This window comes from Marinomonas piezotolerans (genome assembly GCF_003362755.1).
Classification (GTDB): domain Bacteria; phylum Pseudomonadota; class Gammaproteobacteria; order Pseudomonadales; family Marinomonadaceae; genus Marinomonas; species Marinomonas piezotolerans.
The window spans coordinates 54389-75620 of the sequence record NZ_QKRA01000003.1 but is presented as its reverse complement, the minus strand read 5'-3'; the positions used below and the strand labels follow the sequence as shown (position 1 = coordinate 75620).

16 protein-coding genes and 1 tRNA gene are annotated in these 21232 nt (G+C 46.4%); 10 read left to right on the top strand and 7 right to left on the bottom strand.

What is annotated here, in order from left to right; translation table 11 throughout:
• Positions 1-18 precede the first annotated feature (18 nt).
• Positions 19-1320 (top strand): DEAD/DEAH box helicase, encoded by a 1302-nt coding sequence (locus DN730_RS07825; protein ID WP_115467567.1) that lies wholly within the window; start codon positions 19-21, stop codon positions 1318-1320.
• 48 nt (positions 1321-1368) lie between these two features.
• On the opposite strand, the gene DN730_RS07820 is transcribed toward DN730_RS07825, so the two are convergent.
• Both DN730_RS07820 and nfsA read right to left on the bottom strand, forming a co-directional pair.
• A tRNA-Ile gene (locus DN730_RS07820) sits at positions 1369-1445 on the bottom strand.
• 105 nt (positions 1446-1550) lie between these two features.
• Positions 1551-2288 carry an oxygen-insensitive NADPH nitroreductase gene (gene nfsA, locus DN730_RS07815; protein ID WP_115467566.1) on the bottom strand — a complete coding sequence of 246 codons (738 nt, stop codon included), beginning with the start codon at positions 2286-2288 and terminating at the stop codon, positions 1551-1553.
• Positions 2289-2498: 210 nt separating this feature from the next.
• Between nfsA and DN730_RS07810 the strand changes: the two genes are divergently transcribed.
• The gene (locus DN730_RS07810) at positions 2499-3314 is read left to right on the top strand and encodes an alpha/beta hydrolase (protein WP_115467565.1); all 816 of its coding nucleotides are present in this window, start codon (positions 2499-2501) and stop codon (positions 3312-3314) included.
• A 65-nt stretch (positions 3315-3379) separates the two neighbouring features.
• Here DN730_RS07810 and DN730_RS07805 read toward each other — a convergent pair whose 3' ends face one another.
• Both DN730_RS07805 and DN730_RS07800 read right to left on the bottom strand, forming a co-directional pair.
• Positions 3380-5005 carry a tannase/feruloyl esterase family alpha/beta hydrolase gene (locus DN730_RS07805; RefSeq protein ID WP_115467564.1) on the bottom strand — a complete coding sequence of 542 codons (1626 nt, stop codon included), beginning with the start codon at positions 5003-5005 and terminating at the stop codon, positions 3380-3382.
• Between the two features lie 173 nt (positions 5006-5178).
• Positions 5179-6555, bottom strand: a complete 1377-nt coding sequence (locus tag DN730_RS07800) for a glycine--tRNA ligase (protein ID WP_115467563.1) — start codon at positions 6553-6555, stop codon at positions 5179-5181.
• Positions 6556-6762: 207 nt separating this feature from the next.
• Here DN730_RS07800 and DN730_RS07795 point away from each other — a divergent pair, with 207 nt between their 5' ends.
• The 8 genes from DN730_RS07795 (at position 6763) to DN730_RS07760 (ending at position 16328) form a co-directional block, all read left to right on the top strand.
• A complete protein-coding gene (locus DN730_RS07795) occupies positions 6763-7209 on the top strand; it encodes a DUF3429 domain-containing protein (protein ID WP_115467562.1) in 447 nt (148 codons plus the stop codon).
• Between the two features lie 9 nt (positions 7210-7218).
• Positions 7219-7614 carry a thiol-disulfide oxidoreductase DCC family protein gene (locus DN730_RS07790; protein ID WP_115467561.1) on the top strand — a complete coding sequence of 132 codons (396 nt, stop codon included), beginning with the start codon at positions 7219-7221 and terminating at the stop codon, positions 7612-7614.
• Positions 7615-7670: 56 nt separating this feature from the next.
• Positions 7671-8384, top strand: a complete 714-nt coding sequence (locus DN730_RS07785) for an SDR family NAD(P)-dependent oxidoreductase (protein WP_115467560.1) — start codon at positions 7671-7673, stop codon at positions 8382-8384.
• Positions 8385-8556: 172 nt separating this feature from the next.
• On the top strand, positions 8557-10518 hold the full coding sequence (locus tag DN730_RS07780; RefSeq protein ID WP_115467559.1) for a methyl-accepting chemotaxis protein: 1962 nt from the start codon (positions 8557-8559) through the stop codon (positions 10516-10518).
• A gap of 92 nt (positions 10519-10610) precedes the next feature.
• Positions 10611-12650: a GNAT family N-acetyltransferase gene (locus tag DN730_RS07775; protein WP_115467558.1), complete on the top strand. Its 2040-nt coding sequence runs from the start codon at positions 10611-10613 to the stop codon at positions 12648-12650.
• Between the two features lie 240 nt (positions 12651-12890).
• Entirely contained in the window at positions 12891-13883 is a 993-nt protein-coding gene (locus tag DN730_RS07770) for a TRAP transporter substrate-binding protein (protein ID WP_115467557.1), read from the top strand.
• A 135-nt stretch (positions 13884-14018) separates the two neighbouring features.
• Positions 14019-14696, top strand: coding sequence for a TRAP transporter small permease (locus DN730_RS07765; RefSeq protein ID WP_115467556.1), 678 nt, complete (start codon positions 14019-14021; stop codon positions 14694-14696).
• Positions 14697-14714: 18 nt separating this feature from the next.
• A complete protein-coding gene (locus DN730_RS07760; protein ID WP_115467555.1) occupies positions 14715-16328 on the top strand; it encodes a TRAP transporter large permease in 1614 nt (537 codons plus the stop codon).
• Positions 16329-16971: 643 nt separating this feature from the next.
• On the opposite strand, the gene DN730_RS07755 is transcribed toward DN730_RS07760, so the two are convergent.
• The 3 genes from DN730_RS07755 to DN730_RS07745 are packed head-to-tail and all read right to left on the bottom strand — an operon-like array spanning position 16972 to position 21120.
• A complete protein-coding gene (locus DN730_RS07755; protein ID WP_115467554.1) occupies positions 16972-18924 on the bottom strand; it encodes a tripartite tricarboxylate transporter permease in 1953 nt (650 codons plus the stop codon).
• Between the two features lie 31 nt (positions 18925-18955).
• The gene (locus DN730_RS07750) at positions 18956-20029 is read right to left on the bottom strand and encodes a type 2 periplasmic-binding domain-containing protein (protein ID WP_115467553.1); all 1074 of its coding nucleotides are present in this window, start codon (positions 20027-20029) and stop codon (positions 18956-18958) included.
• 35 nt (positions 20030-20064) lie between these two features.
• Entirely contained in the window at positions 20065-21120 is a 1056-nt protein-coding gene (locus DN730_RS07745) for a 4-oxalomesaconate tautomerase (protein ID WP_115467552.1), read from the bottom strand.
• Positions 21121-21232: the final 112 nt, after the last annotated feature.

The window sequence follows — 21232 nt, the reverse complement described above, 5'->3', positions numbered from 1 at the left end:
CTTATTCTTTGAAGTGCTATGACCTTTGCAAAACTCGGGCTATCTCAGCCGCTAATCGATAACTTAAACACTCTTGGTTATACACAGCCAACCCCCATCCAAGCAAAGGCCATCCCTCTGCTTTTGTCAGGCAATGACATCATCGCAGCTGCTCAAACAGGGACGGGGAAAACCGCGGCGTTTACGCTGCCATTGTTGGAGAAGCTTGCTGGGCAGAACAGAGCAAGCCCAAACCAAGTACGCTGCCTAATCTTAGCGCCGACACGGGAACTGGCCAGCCAAATCGGCGAAAGCGTACGCAAATATAGCCAAGGGCTCGGGCTACGTAGCCAAATCGTTTACGGTGGTGTGAAAACCCACCCTCAAATAAATGGTCTAAAACGTGGAACCGATATTTTAGTCGCGACTCCTGGCCGATTAATGGACTTAATGAAGCAAGGTGCCGTCGCGTTTGACGAACTAGAATATCTAGTGCTGGATGAAGCCGATCGCATGCTGGATCTTGGCTTTGAAGAATCCCTCAATGAGCTGCTCGCCATTCTGCCCAACACTCGCCAAACCATGATGTTCTCTGCGACCTACTCCGATGCGGTCAAACAATTGGCGAAAGTGTGGCTAAATAACCCTGAAGAAGTGGCCGTGAAGCAAAGCAATAAGGTTGCCACGACAGTGCGCCACCAAGTCTACCCTGTCGACAAAGCCCGAAAGCCTGAGCTTCTAGCCGAGTTGCTACACCGCCAGCATTGGCACCAAGCACTGATCTTTGTAAAAACCAAACGTGAAGCCGATGAACTCACCGAGCTACTGATCGCGGAAGACTTTAATGCCGCTGCCATGCACGGTGACAAACAGCAATACATTCGCCTTGCTGCGTTAAAAGCGTTTCGTGACGGGCAACTCAATTACTTAGTCGCCACCGATGTCGCAGCCCGCGGCTTGGACATCGCAGAATTACCCGTCGTCATCAATGTCAGCCTGCCACACGTGGCCGAAGACTACATCCATCGAATTGGTCGGACCGGCCGTGCTGGCCTAGAAGGGCGCGCTGTATCACTTGTCTGCGCCGATGAAATTGAAGCCCTACGAGCGATCGAAGCCTTATTAAAGCAACGCATCCCACGCAAAGAGATCCCCGGATTTGAAGCAGAGCACCGAGTGCCCGACTCTCACCCTCGGAACCAAAAGTCTGCCAAAGCGAATTCAACGCCTAACGCCAACTCGGGGAAAGATAAGAAGCCCAAAATCGACCTTCCGCCACCGGACGTAACGAAAGGCCCCAGTCTACGCAGCAACCCCTTTGCGAAATCCAAAAAGAAATAGCAATAAAAAAGCCCCAGCAAGTAACTACCTACTGGGGCTTATTTTATATGGTGGGCCTGCCCCGACTTGAACGGGGGACCTGCCGATTATGAGTCGGATGCTCTAACCAACTGAGCTACAGGCCCTAAAAGCGGCGCCCATTATAGCCAGAGAGATAGCGCTTGCCAAGCGGCTCATGCAAATTAATATCGATTAAATGATGAATCATTCTGGTTAAGCGTCAGACGTCATCATTTCATCTCAAAACCTTTCGAAATCAAGAACTCGCGCATGTGGGGACGAAGTTTGCCACTAAACATGGGAGCCATACCTTTTGACCAATTGGAGTCTTTCGCTGCACCACTGCGATGCAGGTAATAATCTGACATGTCTTGGTCGTAGCGATTGATGATGGCTTCGTCATCCTCTGAGTTGTAGTAATCCTGCTTTAGCACGGTTGTTAGGGGCAAGCGCGGCTTAACTTCAGGCTGTTGGTCTGGGTATCCGATACACATTCCAAAAACAGGGTAAACATGCTCGGGCAGCTTTAGCAGCTCGCTGATTGGTGCAGGGTTATTACGAATGCCGCCAATATAGACAATACCTAATCCTACCGATTCGGCTGCAACGGCGACGTTTTGCGCAAACAATGCAACATCGACCGTCGAAACCAGAAGCTGCTCGGTCATACCCCGGGTAGCTTCAATACCAGTACGCTCTGCCGCGTCGACATTGCGCTTCATATCCGCACAGAATACGAGAAATTCAGGCGCTGTGCTGATGTAAGGTTGGTTCCCCGCCAACGCCATGATCGTCTCACGATTTGCCGCATCTGATACTCGGATCACGGAACAGGCTTGCACGTGATTGCTGGTCGACGCGCCTTGGCCCGCTTTCACAAGCGTTTCAAGTAAATTAGGTGGTAGTGACTCAGAAGTAAACTTTCTGATTGATCGGTGAGAGGTAAGTAGTTCGATGGTCGGGTTCATATGCTCTCCTTAATTTATCATGGTAAGGATTATCCTGAATTGCAGCCTAACGCCAAGGAGCATTCATGGAACCTATAAGGAATTCGGGCTTTTATCCTCACTATTAGTCATCCTTTTTACCGTTTGCTGCGTATCCCCTTTAAAGCATAATGTTAAGAGGATGCCGTCATTAAACTCAAACGTTCATGGATTGCGCTTACATCATTGGTTATGGCTGGCTGTACGCAGGTAGGAGTCGACATTGCCAACATCCCCGCTAAGCTAAGTAATACCGAGCGCGTAACAGAAGTTAGCTATGGAGCGCACCACCTAGCACAGCTGGATATCTATGTGCCCGAAGACGCCTCAGCAGACAACAAACACCCTGTTGTCGTCTTCTTTTACGGTGGCAGTTGGCAAGATGGAAATAAAGAAATGTATCAGTTTGTTGGCGAAACCTTTGCACAACAAGGCTATGTTGTTGTTATTCCAGATTATCGTAAATATCCTGAAGTCAAATTTCCCGCATTTGTTGAAGACGGTGCCGAAGCGATTGCTTGGACATTTAGTAATATCGATCAATATTACGGTAACACCAATCAATTCTTTATTTTAGGACACTCAGCGGGCGCTCATATTGGCGCACTGATCTGTGCCAATCCAGACTATCTTGCTGCTCACCAACTAGACCCGACGATCATTGATGCGTTTTCAGGCTTAGCTGGACCCTATGATTTTGTACCGGTTGCCGAAGACCTGAAAGACATTTTCGGCCCACCGGAACGCTACCCTCAGATGACGGTGACAACGTTTATCGATGGAGATGAGCCACCGATGCAGCTTTTATGGGGTGAACAGGATGATTTGGTAGGAAGACGAAATATCGATCTCCTAAGCGCTAAGATTCGTGAACAACAAGGTGAAGTGACCACCAAAACCTACCCCAACGCTGGGCACGTTGAGATGGTGTCGAGTTTAATTTGGTTTTTACCAAGTAAAGCGCCGATTGTTGATGATGTGACGCAGTTTTTTGATCAGCACAAATAAAACAAGCGAGACAAAAAGTGTCTCGCTTGTTGATAAATCAGCTTACTTTACAGGTAGATGAACGATTAGCGACACACGAAAGACGCTGCGTCTTTGGTATCACCACCGTTGTAAACCGCAATGGTTGGGAATGGGCACAAAGGTCGTGTCGCCCCTTGTAACGTTTCACTAACTTCTTTATCTGGTAATGCACTACTGATAATTCGACCTGGCTTCTTATCTTGCTCAACCCAAGCCACTAAAGAGCTTAGCGTATCGAAGTGATCAAGAGAGGGGCCGCCATTACCATGAGGCATGCCAGGAACTTGGTAGAAATTCACAAATTCATTAGCTTTGCCGTTGTGGTTTTTGTCCAACATTTTGTACCAACGAATGGTATCAGCGACCGAGAAAACTGGATCACTATTACCATGGTAAATGATCATCTTACCACCTGCCGCTTTGAAGCCAGCTAAGGTCGGATTGGCGACATCAGGCGGTGTCATGAAGTCCATTGCTGATTCTGGGTAATGTTCGGTCTCAGCATAAATACGCGGCGCGTCTTTGTCGAAATCAAACTCCAATAGAAAATCAATCAATGCTTTTGGATCACCATCCACTGGCGTCGGCGGCGTTGTGAATACCGTCGCTAATGCCGAAGATCCCATAGCGCCAATGATCGGATTATAGCCCCACGCTGGAACTGGGCTCTCGATCTTCCAGACGCGCCAATTTTCCGAGCCAATGCCCGCATCAAAGTACCAATCACTGTATAACGGTTGGCCAGCGCTATTTGTCGGACCTTGATGCATAGCTATTAAGACGTCTGCTTGTTCTTGGGATAGGCAGGTATTTGAGTCCTGACAAACCAAATCATTCATATCAACGAGATTCTGACACTGCGACGCATTAAAAATTAAACCGTCTTCTAAGCCATCCAAATTATCACATTGCTTTACGACATAGTCTCCCACAGCTGACAACTGCTCACGGCTAAAAGACGTTTTTAAATCACCTGTCAAACTGTATAAATGCTGCACATCCCAAGCATGTTGTATCGCTGCTTTAGGTAGATTGAAACCTGGATACCCAACCATTAGACCGTCAAAAAAGTTTGGAAAGCGGGAGGCTGCAACCATCGCCATACGACCACCGTTGGATGGTCCAATCCCATATCGATAGCTAGCAGGGGCGCCGTAGAATTGTTCAATAAGGCGATTGGCGACCGGATACATTTCTTCAACCGCCGCATAACCATACCGTGCCCTTGCCTTGGCATCGAAACCAAAACCACTTCCACTGGCTAAGCCCATATCTTTATGATGCTTCGGGTCATGTCCACCGTTGGTCGATACAACAGCCATACCACGGTTCACCGCATACTCTTTCGGTAAAAAGCTGCTGAGGTTTCCAAGAGCTGGCTTCACCACACCGTCTGCACCACCATTGAACTGATAGGCAAATTGCTGGCTCCAATCCTTAGGCAAACGCAATTCAAAGTCAATTGCGTAGTCGCGGTTATCCTGCCCCACATAAGGGTTTAGAACACCCCGAACCAAACAGTTCTCAACATGTACATTCCCTTCAGGAGCCTCCCAACTTGCTGACGTCACAGTTAAGCCAGAAGCGCTGAACGTCTCAGTCGAGCATTGTTCAACGTTCGCGTGCGCAACCACTGGCAATGCCAGTCCAAGTATCCATAATGTTCTCATATTTGGTTTCCCTTATAATTGTTTTCATCCAAAACAGTTATAAGGTAGCACTGACTACTAGCAAGCACTCTTTAGTTTTTCTGAGCACATCATTGAAAAAAAGCATAGCAATGCAGCACCCATAAAAAAACCGACGCACATGTGCGTCGGTTTTTTATACCAAAAATAAAAGCTTAATCTTGGTTTACAAAGTAATTCAAAATAAAGCTTGGCAGGTCAGCCGTATTAACTACTTCTTGCGCCATCGTATCGCGATGACGAACCGTTACTGGCGCACCTTCTTGCTCGATGGTGTCAAAGTCAACGGTGATACACAAAGGTGTACCCACTTCATCATGACGACGGTAACCCTTACCTACGTTGCCTGTGTTCTCGTATAGGATGCGGCCCAGACCCAGTTTCTGCAGACGGTTTTTTATACCTTTGGCCGCTTCTACGATTTCTGGCTTGTTTTTCTTAAGCGGCAATACCGCGACTTTGATCGGCGCAAGGTGTGGCTTAAGTTTTAAAACAATTCGACTGGAGCCGTTTTCTAACTCTTCTTCTGTGAAGGCTTCTGTCAACACCGCCAATACACCGCGGTCTAGACCTGCGGATGGCTCAATACAAAACGGCACCACCATTTTGTTCGCTTCAAGATCGCGTACTGCCAATTTAGTTGTTGAATGCGCGTTCGGCTTAACTTTTGCAGACAGACCAAATTCATCTTGGGCTTTCGTGTGAGAGCCAAGGTCGTAATCTGTACGGTTCGCAACCCCTTCCAATTCTTCAAAACCATGTGGAAACTTGTACAAGATATCCACAGTCGCTTTTGAATAATGCGCTAGGTCGTCACCAGTAACGTATTCGAACTCAATATTTTCTTCACCGAGCCCCTGATCTAACCACCACTGTTTACGTAGCTTCACCCATGTATCATGCCATTGCTCGTCTTCTCCTGGTTTACAGAAGAATTCTAATTCCATTTGTTCGAACTCACGAACGCGGAAAATAAAGTTACGTGGCGTGATTTCATTACGAAACGATTTACCAATCTGAGCGATACCAAATGGCAAAGAGCGCGCTGTTGAGTCAACGACATTTTTAAAATTAGTAAAGATACCCTGTGCCGTTTCCGGACGTAGGTAAGTGTAAGAGTCTTCGTTAACCATGGGGCCAACGTTGGTTTTAAACATCAAATTAAAATCGCGCGGCTCAGTCACATTATCAGAGCCACAGTTGTCACATTTCTTGATGTCTTTCATGTGGTCAGCACGCATGCGCGATTTACATTCGTGACAATCAACCATCGGGTCAGTGAAGGTATCTTCGTGACCAGAGTACTTATAAACGTGCTTGTTTTGAATGATCGCAGCATCAAGACCTTCGACATCATCACGGTCATATACCATGGCACGCCACCAAGCACCTTTAAGGTTATTTTTTAGCTCAATGCCTAGTGGACCGTAGTCATAAGCCCCTTGCATACCACCGTATATTTCACTGCCTTGGAAAATAAATCCACGACGCTTACAAAGGGAGACGAGTTCATCCATCGTTTTAGCTGGCATTTTCTAAACACACCTTAGTTTATTAGTTCTAGAACAGCTGACACACACCGCGTCGCCGATAAAAAATAAGTTCGCCATTGTACTCCGTGACCGGATTTCGCTCAATGGGCGAAAAAATCTGAATCAATCAACTTTTTTTGATGTTTTGTGATCCATAGTATTGGATAATGCGTATTCTTTGCACAGTTTCACTTTAAGGCCCGTACCATGCGAACGTCATCTCGCTATCTCATCACGTCACTTGGCTTCTTAGGCCTTTTACCATTCATAGGCAGTTTGCTGGCCTATCATACTGGCTGGTTCCACGCGAGTTTAACGGCTCAAAAGTTGTTTATTTCTTACGGCGCCATCATCTTAAGCTTTTTAGGTGGCGCTATTTGGGGACAAGTGCTAGAACAACCTTTCCAGACAAAAGGTCGCCTACTACTTATTTGCAGCAATCTTATTGCCTTGGTCGCATGGGTTGGTTTACTGACGAACCAACCGCAATTGTCTTTGCTTGTGCTTCTGCTTGGCTATGTGAGCCTATTTTGGGTTGAAGCAAGATGGCTCAAAATGGTTCGCACAGATACTAGCTATTACCCAGGTATGCGCTTTGTTTTAACGGTATCTGTCTGCTCCATGCATTTATTGATGTTATACCCGCGATATTAATGGTGACTTATGATCACGCTCTTCTATGACAGCTATTGTCCTCTTTGCGTGAAAGAGATGGCACAGTTACGACAGTATGATCACCAGCATCAACTGGATTTAGTTGATATTCATTCCGATCGCTTCGCGGATGAGTTTTCTCATATCGATAAACACGCCGCAGATCGGATGCTTCACGCACAACTCGACGATGGTACTCTGCTACTAGGGCTTGATGCGACACGTGCCGTCTGGAAAGCCGTTGGCAAGCATTCGTGGCTCGCTATCTTACGCTTACCAGTAGTGCGATGGTTTGCAGACCAAGCGTATTTACTCTTTGCGAAACATCGCTACAAGTTATCTTACTGGCTGACTGGTAAAGCACGCTGCGAACCCTGCGAAAAAGGCTACTGCGATCGCGATTAACTCATCCAAATCCTGATATGTAGCGTACCCCATATATACTTTTAAGGGGTCGTAACATGTCTTATTCTGCAATCGTTGTCGGGGCCAGCAGTGCAATCGCTCAGGCTATTATTCAAGCTCTCCTCGATCGCAACGATATCTGCGAAATCATTACTATCAGTCGTAAAGCGCAACAGACAACCGCCAAAGTTACTCCATTAACATGCGACTACCAAGAACATAATATCGCTGCGCTTTGTCGTTCACTTGATCTTCGATATCCCGTCAGTCATGTCTTTATTTGCAATGGGGTGTTACACAACGAGCAAAAAAAACCAGAGAAAAAGATTGAAGACATTGATGGCGCTGCGCTGATGGACACTTTACATAGTAATACCGTAGTGCCAACGCTTTGGCTCAAGCATTTAACGCCATTAATCAAAAGTAGCACGCCAAGCAAAGTGGCCATTTTCAGTGCTCGTATTGGTAGCATATCCGATAATAATTTAGGCGGCTGGTACAGTTACCGGGCTTCCAAGGCCGCTCTAAACATGATGATTCAGACGGCTTCTATTGAGCTTGCTAGACGAGCAAAGAATGTAAAGCTGCTAGCGTTTCACCCTGGCACGACGGACACACCGTTATCAAAACCTTTTCAAAGCTCTGTACCGGAAGGCAAGCTCTTTACGCCTGAGTTTGTTGCTTCGCAATTATTATCGCTAATGGCAACCATGGAGCCTGATGGAAAAGCCAGCTACATGGATTGGAATCATAAATCGATTACTTGGTAGCACTCAGATCGCCTACGCCACTCGCATTTATTTCAATCATTGAGAATGATCATAAATGTCGGACCAAAACTGAAAAAATACATTTTTTTTCATAGTTTGCCATAATAGATCAATACGAAATACTTTATAAAAGAGCAACCTGATCATTTATAAGAAAAAGGACGTATCGGTCATGCTCTCAGCTGTTAAAAACATGCGCCTACCCAATCAAGTCGGTCTTGGCGTATTGCTGCTCATCACGACTATATTCGTAGTGCTGGTCATCGCGATCAACGAAGTACTGAGTCAGAAGCTCAACGACATTGTTACCGACCATCAACTCACAGAAGTATCATTGGTTGCACATGAACTAGAAACCGAGCACGCACTCATTAAAGAGTCTCTAACGCGTGCATCCAGTATGACCAACGCCATGCTTTCAAAATCTGTCACCCGTAATAGCAGTCAGGTTTTAATAAATGGTCAGCCGATCCAAAAAAATGATGCCAGTCTACAAAACCTGAAAAATATCGCCCAAACAGACATTCTTTTGGCGCAAAGAGATGGCAACCAATACAAACTCTTGTCCTCATCATCGAGTGCTTTCGATCAGCAGTTTTCACTGCCGACAAACCTTCCCTCTTCTGAAATGATTACTATTGAGGGCCTTGACTACCTCGCAGATATTCGCCCCTTAGCCACCGATGACACGCTATTCGTTATTACCTTGGTATCCTTAGATGACATACTCAAAGACATTAGCGAACAACTGTCAGGGTTAACCTTTGGTAAGTCAGGCTATGTTTATGTCGCGGATATGGGTTCCAACGAAGGCAATTTATTAGTTCATCCGTCTGTTGCAGGCAAGAACTTGTATGCTCTATTCCCTGCATTGAAGTCTGAATTTCAAAAAATGTTTCAATCTGACAACGGTGCCCTGTATTACACTGTTAAAGTCGATGGGCAAGACTCTGACGCTCGTGAATCTAAAGCCATTTTCCAACACGTAAAGGGTTGGAACTGGGTGGTCGCTATCAAGACTTATAGTTCCGAGTATCAAGCTGAGATCAACAGCATCCTTTTAGTCATCGCTGTCATCGCTGCAGTTGGGGCAATACTGTTATCCTTGGCAGTTTGGTACTTTATACGTCGTGCACTCTCGCCTTTGCGGGAAATCAACGCTGGCCTGAAAGAAATCGGTTTAGGCAATTTAACCTACCGCTTTAAAAAGCCAGTACCAAAAGACAGCAACAACGAGCTACACCATTTACAACATTCCATTCGTGGTATGCGTGATGACCTTCAAAGCCTTATCATTCAAGTCAATGAATCCAGTCAGGCGCTGCATGGCGCTGCACATCAAATTAATGAAGCCAATGCTCATTTGATGTCATCGGCCTCGTCTAGCACTCAGTCGTGTGTGGAAGTCGCCTCCGCCATTGAACAAATCTCCGCCTCAACCGAAGAGGTGGCCAGTAATTCAGTTGAAGTCTCTGAAGAGTCAAACTCGGTCAGCGCGGCGACCGAAAGTGGTTACCAAGCTGTAGAACTCGTCAAAAATACAGTCAGCAACTTATCCAGTTCCTTTGAACGCGCAGCGCAAACCATTGAAGATGTTGAAAGTAGCACCTCGAATATCGGGGCGGTGGTCACCGTCATCAACGACATTGCTGAGCAAACGAACTTACTAGCATTAAACGCAGCCATTGAAGCGGCACGTGCAGGAGAGCAAGGTAGAGGATTTGCAGTGGTTGCGGATGAGGTCCGCGTTCTGGCGCAACGCACTCAGCAATCGACAGAAGAAATCCATAAGGTAGTGACGCGCTTACAAGAAGGCAGCCGCTCTGCGGTTTCGACAATGCAAGAAGGTCGCGACCAAGTGGAACTCAGTGTATCTCAAGCAAGCGATGCTGGGGAGTTATTGGCGCAAATACGCCAATCAATGGTCGTTGTCGCAGAAGGGATCGCCAGTGTGGCGGCTTCAGCGGAGGAGCAAAGCGTTGCAGCAACGCAAATAAAAGGCAATGCAAACACGCTCCATCAAGAAGCACAAAGCACGCTTGAAGAGGCGAATAATTCACAAGCACAAAGCATCCATATTCAAGAATTAGCGCAATCGCTGCGGAATCAATTATCCAAATTTACGGTGTCCTAAAGCGTTTTATTGCAAGTTCTGCAGGGGTATCATGATAAGAGGTGCCTATTCAAAGTATCTCTTATCATGATCCAATCTTTTGAGCCCTTACCATGCTGCTTTCGCGTCACCAACATCGCCACTGTATTTTAAGTAAAACATCGCTGCCAGAGGCGTTAGCCCTGTTTTATCGCACCTGTCACAACCTCCAAAACACCCTAGTCGTCTCTCATCAAGCGCTTGACGATCAGCACGCCCGTTACATCGGTCTCAATGCGCTCAAGAACCAGTTAGGTAATAGTTACGATGCGGTATTTATTGACCTCAGCGAAGGCTTGAACCTCTCTGCATTAGCAATATTGGCAGGTACCGTAAACGGAGGTGGGTTACTGGTCGTTCACTTAGGCGATGACTGGAAAAACAGAGACGATCGGGAACTAGCACGCTTTTTACCGTGGCCTATGACAGAAGCGAACCATAAAAGCAGTTATAAATGCATATTTTGGGACGCGCTTCATAATATCGAGAGTACTGCGGCTGACGCGGTTCCTTCCCCGTTTACGACGCAGTGGCCTGAGAACCCTCTTCCCTCCCTTACAATTGGAGACGTAAGTTCACCCGAGTTAACGGAGAATCAGGCTGCTCTTATTGCAACATTAAACAATCATACTAATGCCTTACATACGCTACTTGCACCCAGAGGACGCGGTAAGTCTTTTTTACTAGGAGAGCTACTTCACCAAGCCAAACAAGACAACCTATGCATTGCATGTACTGCGACGGCACCGCATAACATTTCTACTGTTAAACATCGGTTCGAAACACTAAATTCCGCGAGCTTACCATTTATTGCTCCAGATGCTTTACTTGCTAATGACCGCCACTATGACCTGTTAGTGGTTGATGAAGCGGCGAGTCTGCCGATACCCATGTTGGAAGACATGGCAAACAAAGCAAAAACGGTTATTTACAGCAGTACAGATTTTGGATACGAGGGCGTAGGAAGAGGCTTTGGTCTGCGTTTTTCAGAGAGTTTACGTCAGCACCGTAAACCCTATTATCGTCACACCTTACAGCAACCGATACGCTGGGCGGAAAATGACCCGTTAGAGGCTTGGCTCGATGCAATGCTGTTTCAGGATTTCCAACCCAAGCATATTTATAGTACGCGACCCTCAAGGTTAAATGGCACCGATTGGTTGTCCCACCCTGATCTACTAGACCAAGCCTTTGCGTTATTAGTGAATGCTCACTATCAAACCAATCCTGATAATAAAAGATGGATAGTCGATGACCCCAGCGTTACTACTTTTCTAGAGTACGAGCACGATCAACTAGTCGGGGTTGCTCTCATCAGCGAGGAAGGCGGGCTTCCAGATGTCCTTAGCGGGCAGGTTTTACAAGGTAAACGGCGTCCAAGAGGTCACTTGCTACCCCAGTCCCTGCTCGCACATGAGGGTTTTGACGATGCCGGGCGCTTCCGGTATTGGCGTATTAGTCGAATTGCCATTGCCTCGGGGCAGCGCCGGTTAGGGCTCGGCAGTCGTTTGCTCGCCCGAATCTATCAGGGCGCCAAACAACATAATATCGAATTCGTTGCGACGAGTTTTGCTGCGACGGCAGATGTCTTGTCATTTTGGCTAACAAACCACTATAAGATGGTAAGACTCGGATCTAGCAAAGACCAGGCCAGCGGCAGCTACTCGATGATGATGTTGCGCGCTACCTCACCTGTAGCGAACACTAAATTAGAACAGTGGCAACAGCACTTTTCTCGTCAATGGCACCGTGAAACACCACTCAATTTACGCACTCTGCCACAGGATCTATCGGCGTTAATTAACCAACATTGTGAAATAGGCGACTTTCCACCACTCTATCAATTCACACCCAAAGACTCTGCTGATTTAACGCTTTTTTGTCAGTATCACCGTCCTTACGATGCTATTCGTGGGCAGTTACTGAGTCTTGTTTTGCTACTGCTTCAAAACAAACAACTCGATGAGAATATTCCGAAAGATAGACTGTTACTGGGCTGCGCACTAAATATCCTTTCTGAGAAGGATGCCAAGCGGCTCGGATTCCACGGCAAAAAGCATTTTTATCAAGCGCTCAAGCAAACCGTTCAAGAGCGATTAAATCAACTGCCTTAATAGGCGGAATTCCACCCACCACAATCATCTCGTCGGCGTAATACCACTCAACAGAATTTTCGAATTTTCTTAGAAACAGCCGAATAAAAAAATAAAAGTGATATATATCATCAACTTATATAAAACTCAAAAAGTTGGCACGCAATATGTAAGAAGTATGACCAGCAACCATCAATTTGTTGCTCGTTTGGCGAAGACCAAACTAACAATAATAAAACCTATATTTGGAGTCATATAACAATGAAAAAAATTAGCCTTGCACTAACAACTGCTGCCTTAGCTTTCACTGCAACTACAGCTTCTGCTAGCTGTGATTCTGGAGAGCGCGTTGTTAAATTCAGCCACGTAACAGGCGGTACGACTCACCCTAAAGTGGTGGCTGCTAACAGTTTTGCTGAGCGTGTTAATAAAGAAATGGATGGCAAACTGTGTGTCGAAGTTTACCCAAACTCTACCCTGTTTGGTGATTCTAAAGAGCTTGAAGCTCTTCTTCTAGGTGATGTCCAACTTCTAGCACCTTCCCTATCTAAATTTGGTTCTTACACGGCTAAGTACGGTGTATTTGACCTACCTTTCATCTTTAAAGATATGGATCATGCGATCCGCTTTACTCAAACCGAAAAAGGTCAAGAGCTATTAACCGTGATGGATGAATACGCTGGCTTCGTTGGTTTGGGCTACTGGATGTCTGGTATGAAATACTTCTCTGCCAACAAACCATTGATCGTACCTAGCGATGCTAAAGGTCTAAAATTCCGCGTTCAAACCTCTGATGTTGCGAAGCAAATGATCTCTGCAATGGGCGCTTCTCCACAAGCGATGTCCTTCTCAGAAGTATACGGTGCATTGCAAACGGGCGTTGTGGATGGTCAAGAGAATACTTGGTCTAACATCTACACGAAAAAATTCTACGAGGTTCAAGATAGCGTGACAGAAACCAACCACCAGTTGTTGGCTTACTTGTTCATGACATCTTCTGAATTCCTAAATAGCCTAAGTGATGACGATCGTGAGCAGTTCATGCGTATTGCAAACGAAGTCACTCAAGAAGCCAACCTAAATGTAAAAGCTGCTGAAGCCGCGAACCGCGAGAACATTCTTAAAGCAGGTGGCAAAATCAACGTATTGACTCCAGAGCAACGTAATGAGTGGGTTGAGACGATGAAGCCTGTTTGGAAACAGTTCGAAGATTCAATTGGCACAGAAACCATCGAAGCCGCAGCTGGCGCCTAAGCCCAGCTTGACAGTGCAGCAATGCTGACCCCATCCGGGGTCAGCTCCTTCCACCTTTCACTTTGTGGTCACCATCCGATTCATATAGTGTATACGGTTCTATTGGGCTGCGTTTCGTAGATCAGGAGTAATCCCATGGCATATTGGCCTCATTTATACCTACTTATTTTTATTCTAGTACTTTGGGTACTGGAAAAGCGTTTCCCTACTTTTATGGAACGTCTAGAAGAGAACTTACTGGTTCTTGTCATCACCTCTATCATGGTTGTGTCTTTCGGACAGGTTATTGCACGTTATGCGTTCAATACTGGTTGGATCGCCGCCCTTGAATTTAATACGGTGATGTTCTCTTGGCTGATTCTGCTAGGCATGAGCTATGGCATCAAAACAGGCATCCATCTCGGGGTAGACATTGTACTTAATGCGGTGCCACGCCCAGCGATGAAATTCCTGTCTTTGGTTGGCGCAGCGGGCGCTATGCTCTATGGCCTGATCCTATTAGACTCTACTTGGCTTGCCATGCTCGGTGTCGATGTTCGCGGTGGCGCAATCGAATACTGGTATAAAATGTGGCGCATTGGCTTAGGGCAAGACGAACTTCGCTACCCTGTTTTCTTTGCGGAAGCATTTGATCTTCAACCCCGTGTGCACCGCTGGTTAGTACTCGTTATCTTACCAATCAGTTTGGCACTTCTTGCCTACCGTTCTCTGCAAGCCTTTTGGGCGATTGCAACCAATAAGCGCGACATGTTGATTAGTGGTCACGAAGCGCAAGATTTGGTTGAAGAGAACAAAGGCGCGTTGAAAGACTAATTGGGTTAGGAGAGTATCGTGGAAGCATTAATTTTATTTGGTATGGTACTGACCTTGCTCTTTATCGGGCTACCGGTTGGTATTTCATTGGGCTTATCGTCCATTTTATTCATCACATTTTTCTCGCATGACTCCTTGTCTTCAGTAGCGATTTCACTGTTTGGCGCGGGTCAGCATTACACACTATTAGCGATCCCATTCTTTGTGTTGGCATCGTCTTTTATGTCAACGGGTGGTGTTGCAAAACGTCTCATCAACTTTGCTATCGCCTCCGTAGGGCATTTCCGCGGCGGTCTAGCGATGGCATCGGTATTAGCGTGTATGATGTTTGCAGCGTTATCTGGCTCATCGCCAGCGACTGTTGTTGCAATCGGTACTATTGCGATTGCAGGTATGCGTCAAGTAGGTTACTCAAAAGAGTTCGCCTCTGGCATCATCGCGAACGCTGGTACACTGGGTATTTTGATTCCGCCATCTATCGTAATGGTAGTGTACGCCGCAGCAACTGACGTATCTGTTGGTCGTATGTTCTTGGCGGGTGTCATCCCAGGCCTTATGGCTGGTGGTATGCTCATGCTTGCTATCTATGTTGTGGCACGTATCAAAAACCTACCTGCAGAAGAATGGAAAGGCTTTGGCCATCTCGTTCGTGGTGGTAAAGAAGCGGGGTGGGGCTTGTTCCTAATCGTTATCATCATGGGTGGTATCTACGGCGGTGCCTTTACCCCAACTGAAGCTGCGGTTGTGGCCGCGGTGTATTCGATATTCATTGCTCTATTTGTATATCGTGATATGGGGCCTCTAAAAGGTCAAACTTGGACAAACGACTCAGATGCCCCAGCAGCACGTGTTGGCTTCAACGGTACTGTTTACGGTGTATCCTTGTTCTTAGTTTGGGAAATCATGTCCTTCTTCGCCTTCGCTAACAGTGACTCCTTTACTGGTGGCGCACGTGCTTTAGTTGGCCTAGCACTAGGTATCGTGACTGCTTTGTTTTACATCTCCAAACGTGGCCAACACCTAGACACAGGTCTTGTAGGCTGCATGGCGGCGGGTATACCAATCTGGGGCCGTAACCTATCACTTATGGTTCGTGGTTTCTTCCCTGCTCTATTTGGTGACGAAACACGTAAAACCATGCTGGAAGGCACTAAAACGACTGTGATGCTGATGTTCATCATCGCTAACGCTTTGTTGTTTGCTCACACCTTGTCGGCAGAGCGTATTCCACAAGCAATCACAGAGTGGATGCTTGGCGTAGGCTTCAACTGGTTTACCTTCCTAATCGCTGTCAACATTCTATTGTTGATTGGTGGTCAGTTCATGGAGCCATCAGGTCTATTAGTTATCGTTGCACCAGTTGTGTTCCCGATTGCTATGGAGCTTGGTGTTGACCCAATCCACCTAGGTATCATCATGGTGGTAAATATGGAAATCGGTATGATCACACCGCCAATTGGTTTGAATCTCTTTGTAACATCGGGGATCACCGGCATGAGCTTAGCGCGCGTCGTAAAAGCTGCCATGCCGTTTGTAGCGGTGCTATTTGTATTCTTGATCTTGGTAACTTACATCCCAGCTCTATCCACTGCGTTACCATACGCAATCATGGGACCCGAGATCGTGCAATAACCCTTTTATGGCAGTTAAATGTCATGTTTTTCGGCGCCCCTCGGGGCGCTTTTTTTTGGCCAATCTAAACATAAACCCAAAGTCTATCTAGCCAATCACTTAAAAAAAGAACAGCATATTGTTCGACCTAAAAATCATTTCAACTAGAGGACTGAGTCCTGATTCGGAGGGGATTTGAACCGTAACACCCAGCCAAGATTCAACAACTTAATCTGCATCGCTGCTAGTGCTTAGATCGTCGGAACGGTTCGCTGCCTCAGCAGCATACTTAAACTAAATGGATAAACACTCCCTGTTATCGATATTTACTGCAAATTTCGCGCTTAAATATACTTCGCCTTGTCTTCGATTGACGGTCCGATACACCTTCGTCAAGTGGCGATATACGCCTGATCATGCGCATACCAAACACCTTCATACATTCGCTTATTGGACATCTTTTGATGTCTAGTGATGCTGAATCCATAAGCCTAATGATCCTGAATGCATAATAAGGTTTAGAGCAAGGAAGATCGGACAGCCATTCACCATTAGGACTATGATGGTGTTTAAGCGTTATAACACATCGAATACCACACAAAAAAAACCCCAGTGCCATATCAACACTGGGGTTAGCGGAGGCTACAAAATGTAGTCTAAAACACTAAATCATATTAGCAATGGCCAGCACATAGCCGTCAAACAAACCTTCTGGATAGTCGACGCTCATTAAACGTCCCATTCCTAACAAGAAGATCAGCAAACCACAAGCAATCGACACAGATTTCACCACTCCCGCTTGGGCAAAGAAGTACACAAACAACAAGGTGAAAATAAAGGTTGTAGTCAAGAAACCAAGTTCAAAGTATAAAAACGCCATCACAAAGAACCCAAGAACGTAAACCAGACCTTGGCGAATTTCGACTGGGACAACCAAATTACGATTACGTAGATGTTGAATGATCACCATTAAAGATGAGCCACCTAATAACGTCACCGCGATTAATGGGAAAGCTCTTGTAAGCGTCTGCTCGCCCCATACTTGGTAACCAAACACAGCTGACACGACCAGAAATGCACCTGCAATCCAAAAATCTAAACTAAAGTTGTTCTCTGGCTGAGTTGCTGCTTCAGCTTCTTGCTGAGTTTGGCGTTTGCGCATAACTCTGCGGAATACTGGTGGTAAAAATAGACCACATAAGATCAGTGCACCGATGATCAAGACACCAGGACGAGTAAACCAGCTGTATTCATAAAACTGAATGCTTTGGAAAAAGTAGTTTTCTGCACCCGCAGATAGTACAAAACCGATCAAAAATGCCGGACGAGGCCAGTTTGCACTTTTCATCATCACACCAATCAATGCAACCACACCTAGCGCTAGGAAGTCACCAAAGCTACGTGTTGCCTGATACGCTGCGAACAGAATCAGAGTCAAAATGACAGGCGCTAAAATCGAAAACTTAATGTAAGTCAGCATTGAGATAGGGCGTGTTAAGAAAATACACAACGCTGCCCCTAAAATATTCGCCAATGCAAGTGACCAGATAATCGTGTACGTCAGATCAAGGTGCGTCGATACCATGGATACACCCGGTTGAATCCCCAGCAACAACATACCGCCGAGAAAAACAGCTGCCGAACCGGATCCAGGCACACCAAACAGAATGGTCGGGATCATGCTGCCACACGAACACGCGTTGTTCGCAGACTCAGGCGCAATGACACCTTTAATTTCACCTTTACCAAACTGACTTTTATCTTTACTAGCCCCCATTGCAAAACTGTAGGTCATCCAATCAACAACAGAACCACCCAACCCAGGAATTGCACCGACGAGACTACCAAACACAGATGAACGCCCTACCAAAGGCAAGTTGCGCATTACATCTTTTAAGCCTTGGCCTAAGCCATGACCAAGCTGATTACCTTTCGAGGCAATCGACTTATTCTGAATCAATAACGAAATGATCTCAGGTAATGCAAAAATACCTAAGCCAACAACAATCAACGGAATTCCGTCGTATAAATAATCGACATCGAACGTGAAGCGGAAGTCACCTGTAGCAGGCGCACCACCAATGGTTCCAACAAGAAGTCCCATGCCACATGCTGCAAGACCTTTGTACACACTTCCACCAGACAAAGAGGCCACCACACTCAAACCCAAAAGGGTCAGCATGAACAGCTCAGCCGATGAAAACGATAGCACCACAGGTCGCGCGACTAAAATGAAGACACTTAGGACAATCGCCCCAACCACGCCGCCGATCATCGAAGAAAGGAATGCAGCAGACAGCGCGCGCGCTGCCTGCCCTTTTTTCGCTAGTGGAAAGCCGTCCATGACGGTTGCCTGCGAAGAACTGGATCCGGGTATCCCCATCAACACGGACGTAAATGTATCCCCAGTCGGCACCACGGCCACCAGTCCCATCAGCATCCCTAAACCAACAGAAGCATCCATACCGTAAATAAACGGCAACAGCAAAGACATCCCTGCAATACCGCCTAATCCCGGGATAATCCCAACAATTAGACCTATGACGACACCAAGCATCAGGTACGACAGATGCATGACGGACATCACCTGATCTAGGGCACTGAATAAAACAGACATAAACTCTCCAACTATCTAAGCGATGTACCAATTACAGCTTGTAATTAAACTCTGACTTCAACCAGTCTTTAATCCAAACATACATTTCAGGAGAGATATTGACCGCGTCGCCAAGGTATTTTGCAATATCGATACCAACAGCATTTTGGTAAGGTCCCAATTTCTCAGCCGATTCTTGCTGGAATTTAGGATCAGCAATCATCTTACGCACAGCAGAGTTGTACTCATCTAGCACGGCGCTTGGCACGTCAGAAGGTACAAAAATTACTTTTTGGAAAGCAAAACCTGCCGCCAAGAATTTACGGTACACGTCGTATTGCATGCCGCTTGGCTGCTTACCATGAACCGTTGCGTACGCTTCTTCAAACGTTGGGGTGTTCGGGAAAGTCGGATCACGAACAATGTCGCCTTCGTTGTTCATTACGCCAACACTGAACACAGGAATGGCTTTACCATCATCCACTAAGCTTTGAACAGAGTTCTTGTAAGCAGAAGATGTTTGGAAGTCGATCGTCGCTTCGCCACGTTCGAATGCCAAACGACCAGCGCCGCGGCTTTTCATACCGAACACAGGCTTGATATCCGCACCCATTAAGTCCAATGCGATTAGAATCGGTAGTTCCAACTGAGTAGGACCTTGAGAAGCGAACTTCAATTCTTGACCCATCAGCTTCGCTACGTCACTGCTGTCAGAAACGCCTATGTCTGGTTGTACGTAGACAACACCACCTGTTGGGCTAGCAAGGATCGGCGACCACTCGTCCAATTTAAAACGAACTCGCTTATCACCAAGCATGAATGGGAACAAAGTCGATGCAGATGTACCGATAATGTCTGAACCATCGTCGCTAGCACGTTTGTAGAAAAGGTTAGTACCCGTGATAGAACCACCACCAGGCTGATTCTTAATCACTAAAGTAGGATTACCATCAATAAAAGATGCTAAGTTTGGAGCCATAAAACGCGCCCAAACGTCAGTTCCTCCGCCTACACCAAATGGAATGGTGAAATCGACCGTATCAGGCACAACCTGATCCGCGGCAAAGGTTGTAGTTAGTGTCAGTGCTGCCACAGCACCCACGGCGAATTGTTTCAATTTTTTCATAGTAGACACCTGTTATTTTTATTGATTGAAGCGGTCTAATTTAGATAGACCAACCCAGAGAAAATCGGTTTTGCGGTTCTGACCAATGAAACGGATTGCACCTCTCCATTTTGCCAGTTCGCAGTAAGATCAATAAACCCAGTCGGATGCTCTAGCTTAAATGCTGTCGCACCTAATTCAGCTTGAACGAGTTCTTGTGCAAGTGTGCCCTCATTGCAAAGCGCATTCACAATCGCAATACTGCCCGTCACAGCCAACGCTTTGTGACAACGATTGGGAACGAAATAGCGTGCACAAATAACCCCTTGGGTTTGTGGTGGCGACACCAAAATTGGTTTTGGAATCACCTTTTCAGACACATCGCCCATTCCCATTAGCAACCCAGCTTTACGACGTAATGCCTCAAGTCGCTGCATGAAAATGTCATCTGCGTCTAAATCCTTTGGCGCTTCATGGCCTGTTTTACCTAAGCTTGAAGCATCAACGATCATGACGGGCGTCGCCGCGTCGATACAGGTAACGGGAATGCCATCAATGACGTCAACTTTCTGACCTGTAGGGAATAACTTTCCTGTTTTAGAGCCTGCTACATCCAAAAAAGTCAGTTCGATAGGGGCACCAGGAGAATTAGCCCCACTGATCATCACATCGCCTTTGTACTCCACTCGTTTGTTCGGTGTTAGAACGGTTGAGTGGATCAGCTTATTGGTGTTTAGGTTTCTAATGCGTACGGTGGTTTTACCTTCGTTAGCGTAGACCAACCCCGACTCAACGGCGAACGGAGCAACTCCCGCAAGCATGTTGCCGCAGTTAGGCGAAAAATCGACTGTTTTATCTGCGATGCCAACTTGTGCGAACAAATATTCGACATCTGCATCAGCAGTTCTTGAAGGCCCAACCATAGCGACCTTGCTGGTGAGGCTATTACCGCCGCCCAAACCATCGATCTGCAATTCGTGGCCGGACCCCATTATCTTGATCAGTAATTCTGCTAACTGATCGCGGTTTTCTGGCATGTCAGTCAAACGAAGGTAAGGACCTCTCGAAGTCCCTCCTCTCATAAGCATGCAAGGTATAGTAAGTTCACCCATTTAACGTAATTTCCGCGTGTTGTTCTTGTAGGGTGAAGAATTACACGCAAATACAAATGCATCAAATGCAAATATAGGCCATAATCAATGCGTGACACGCATCAATAGGAAC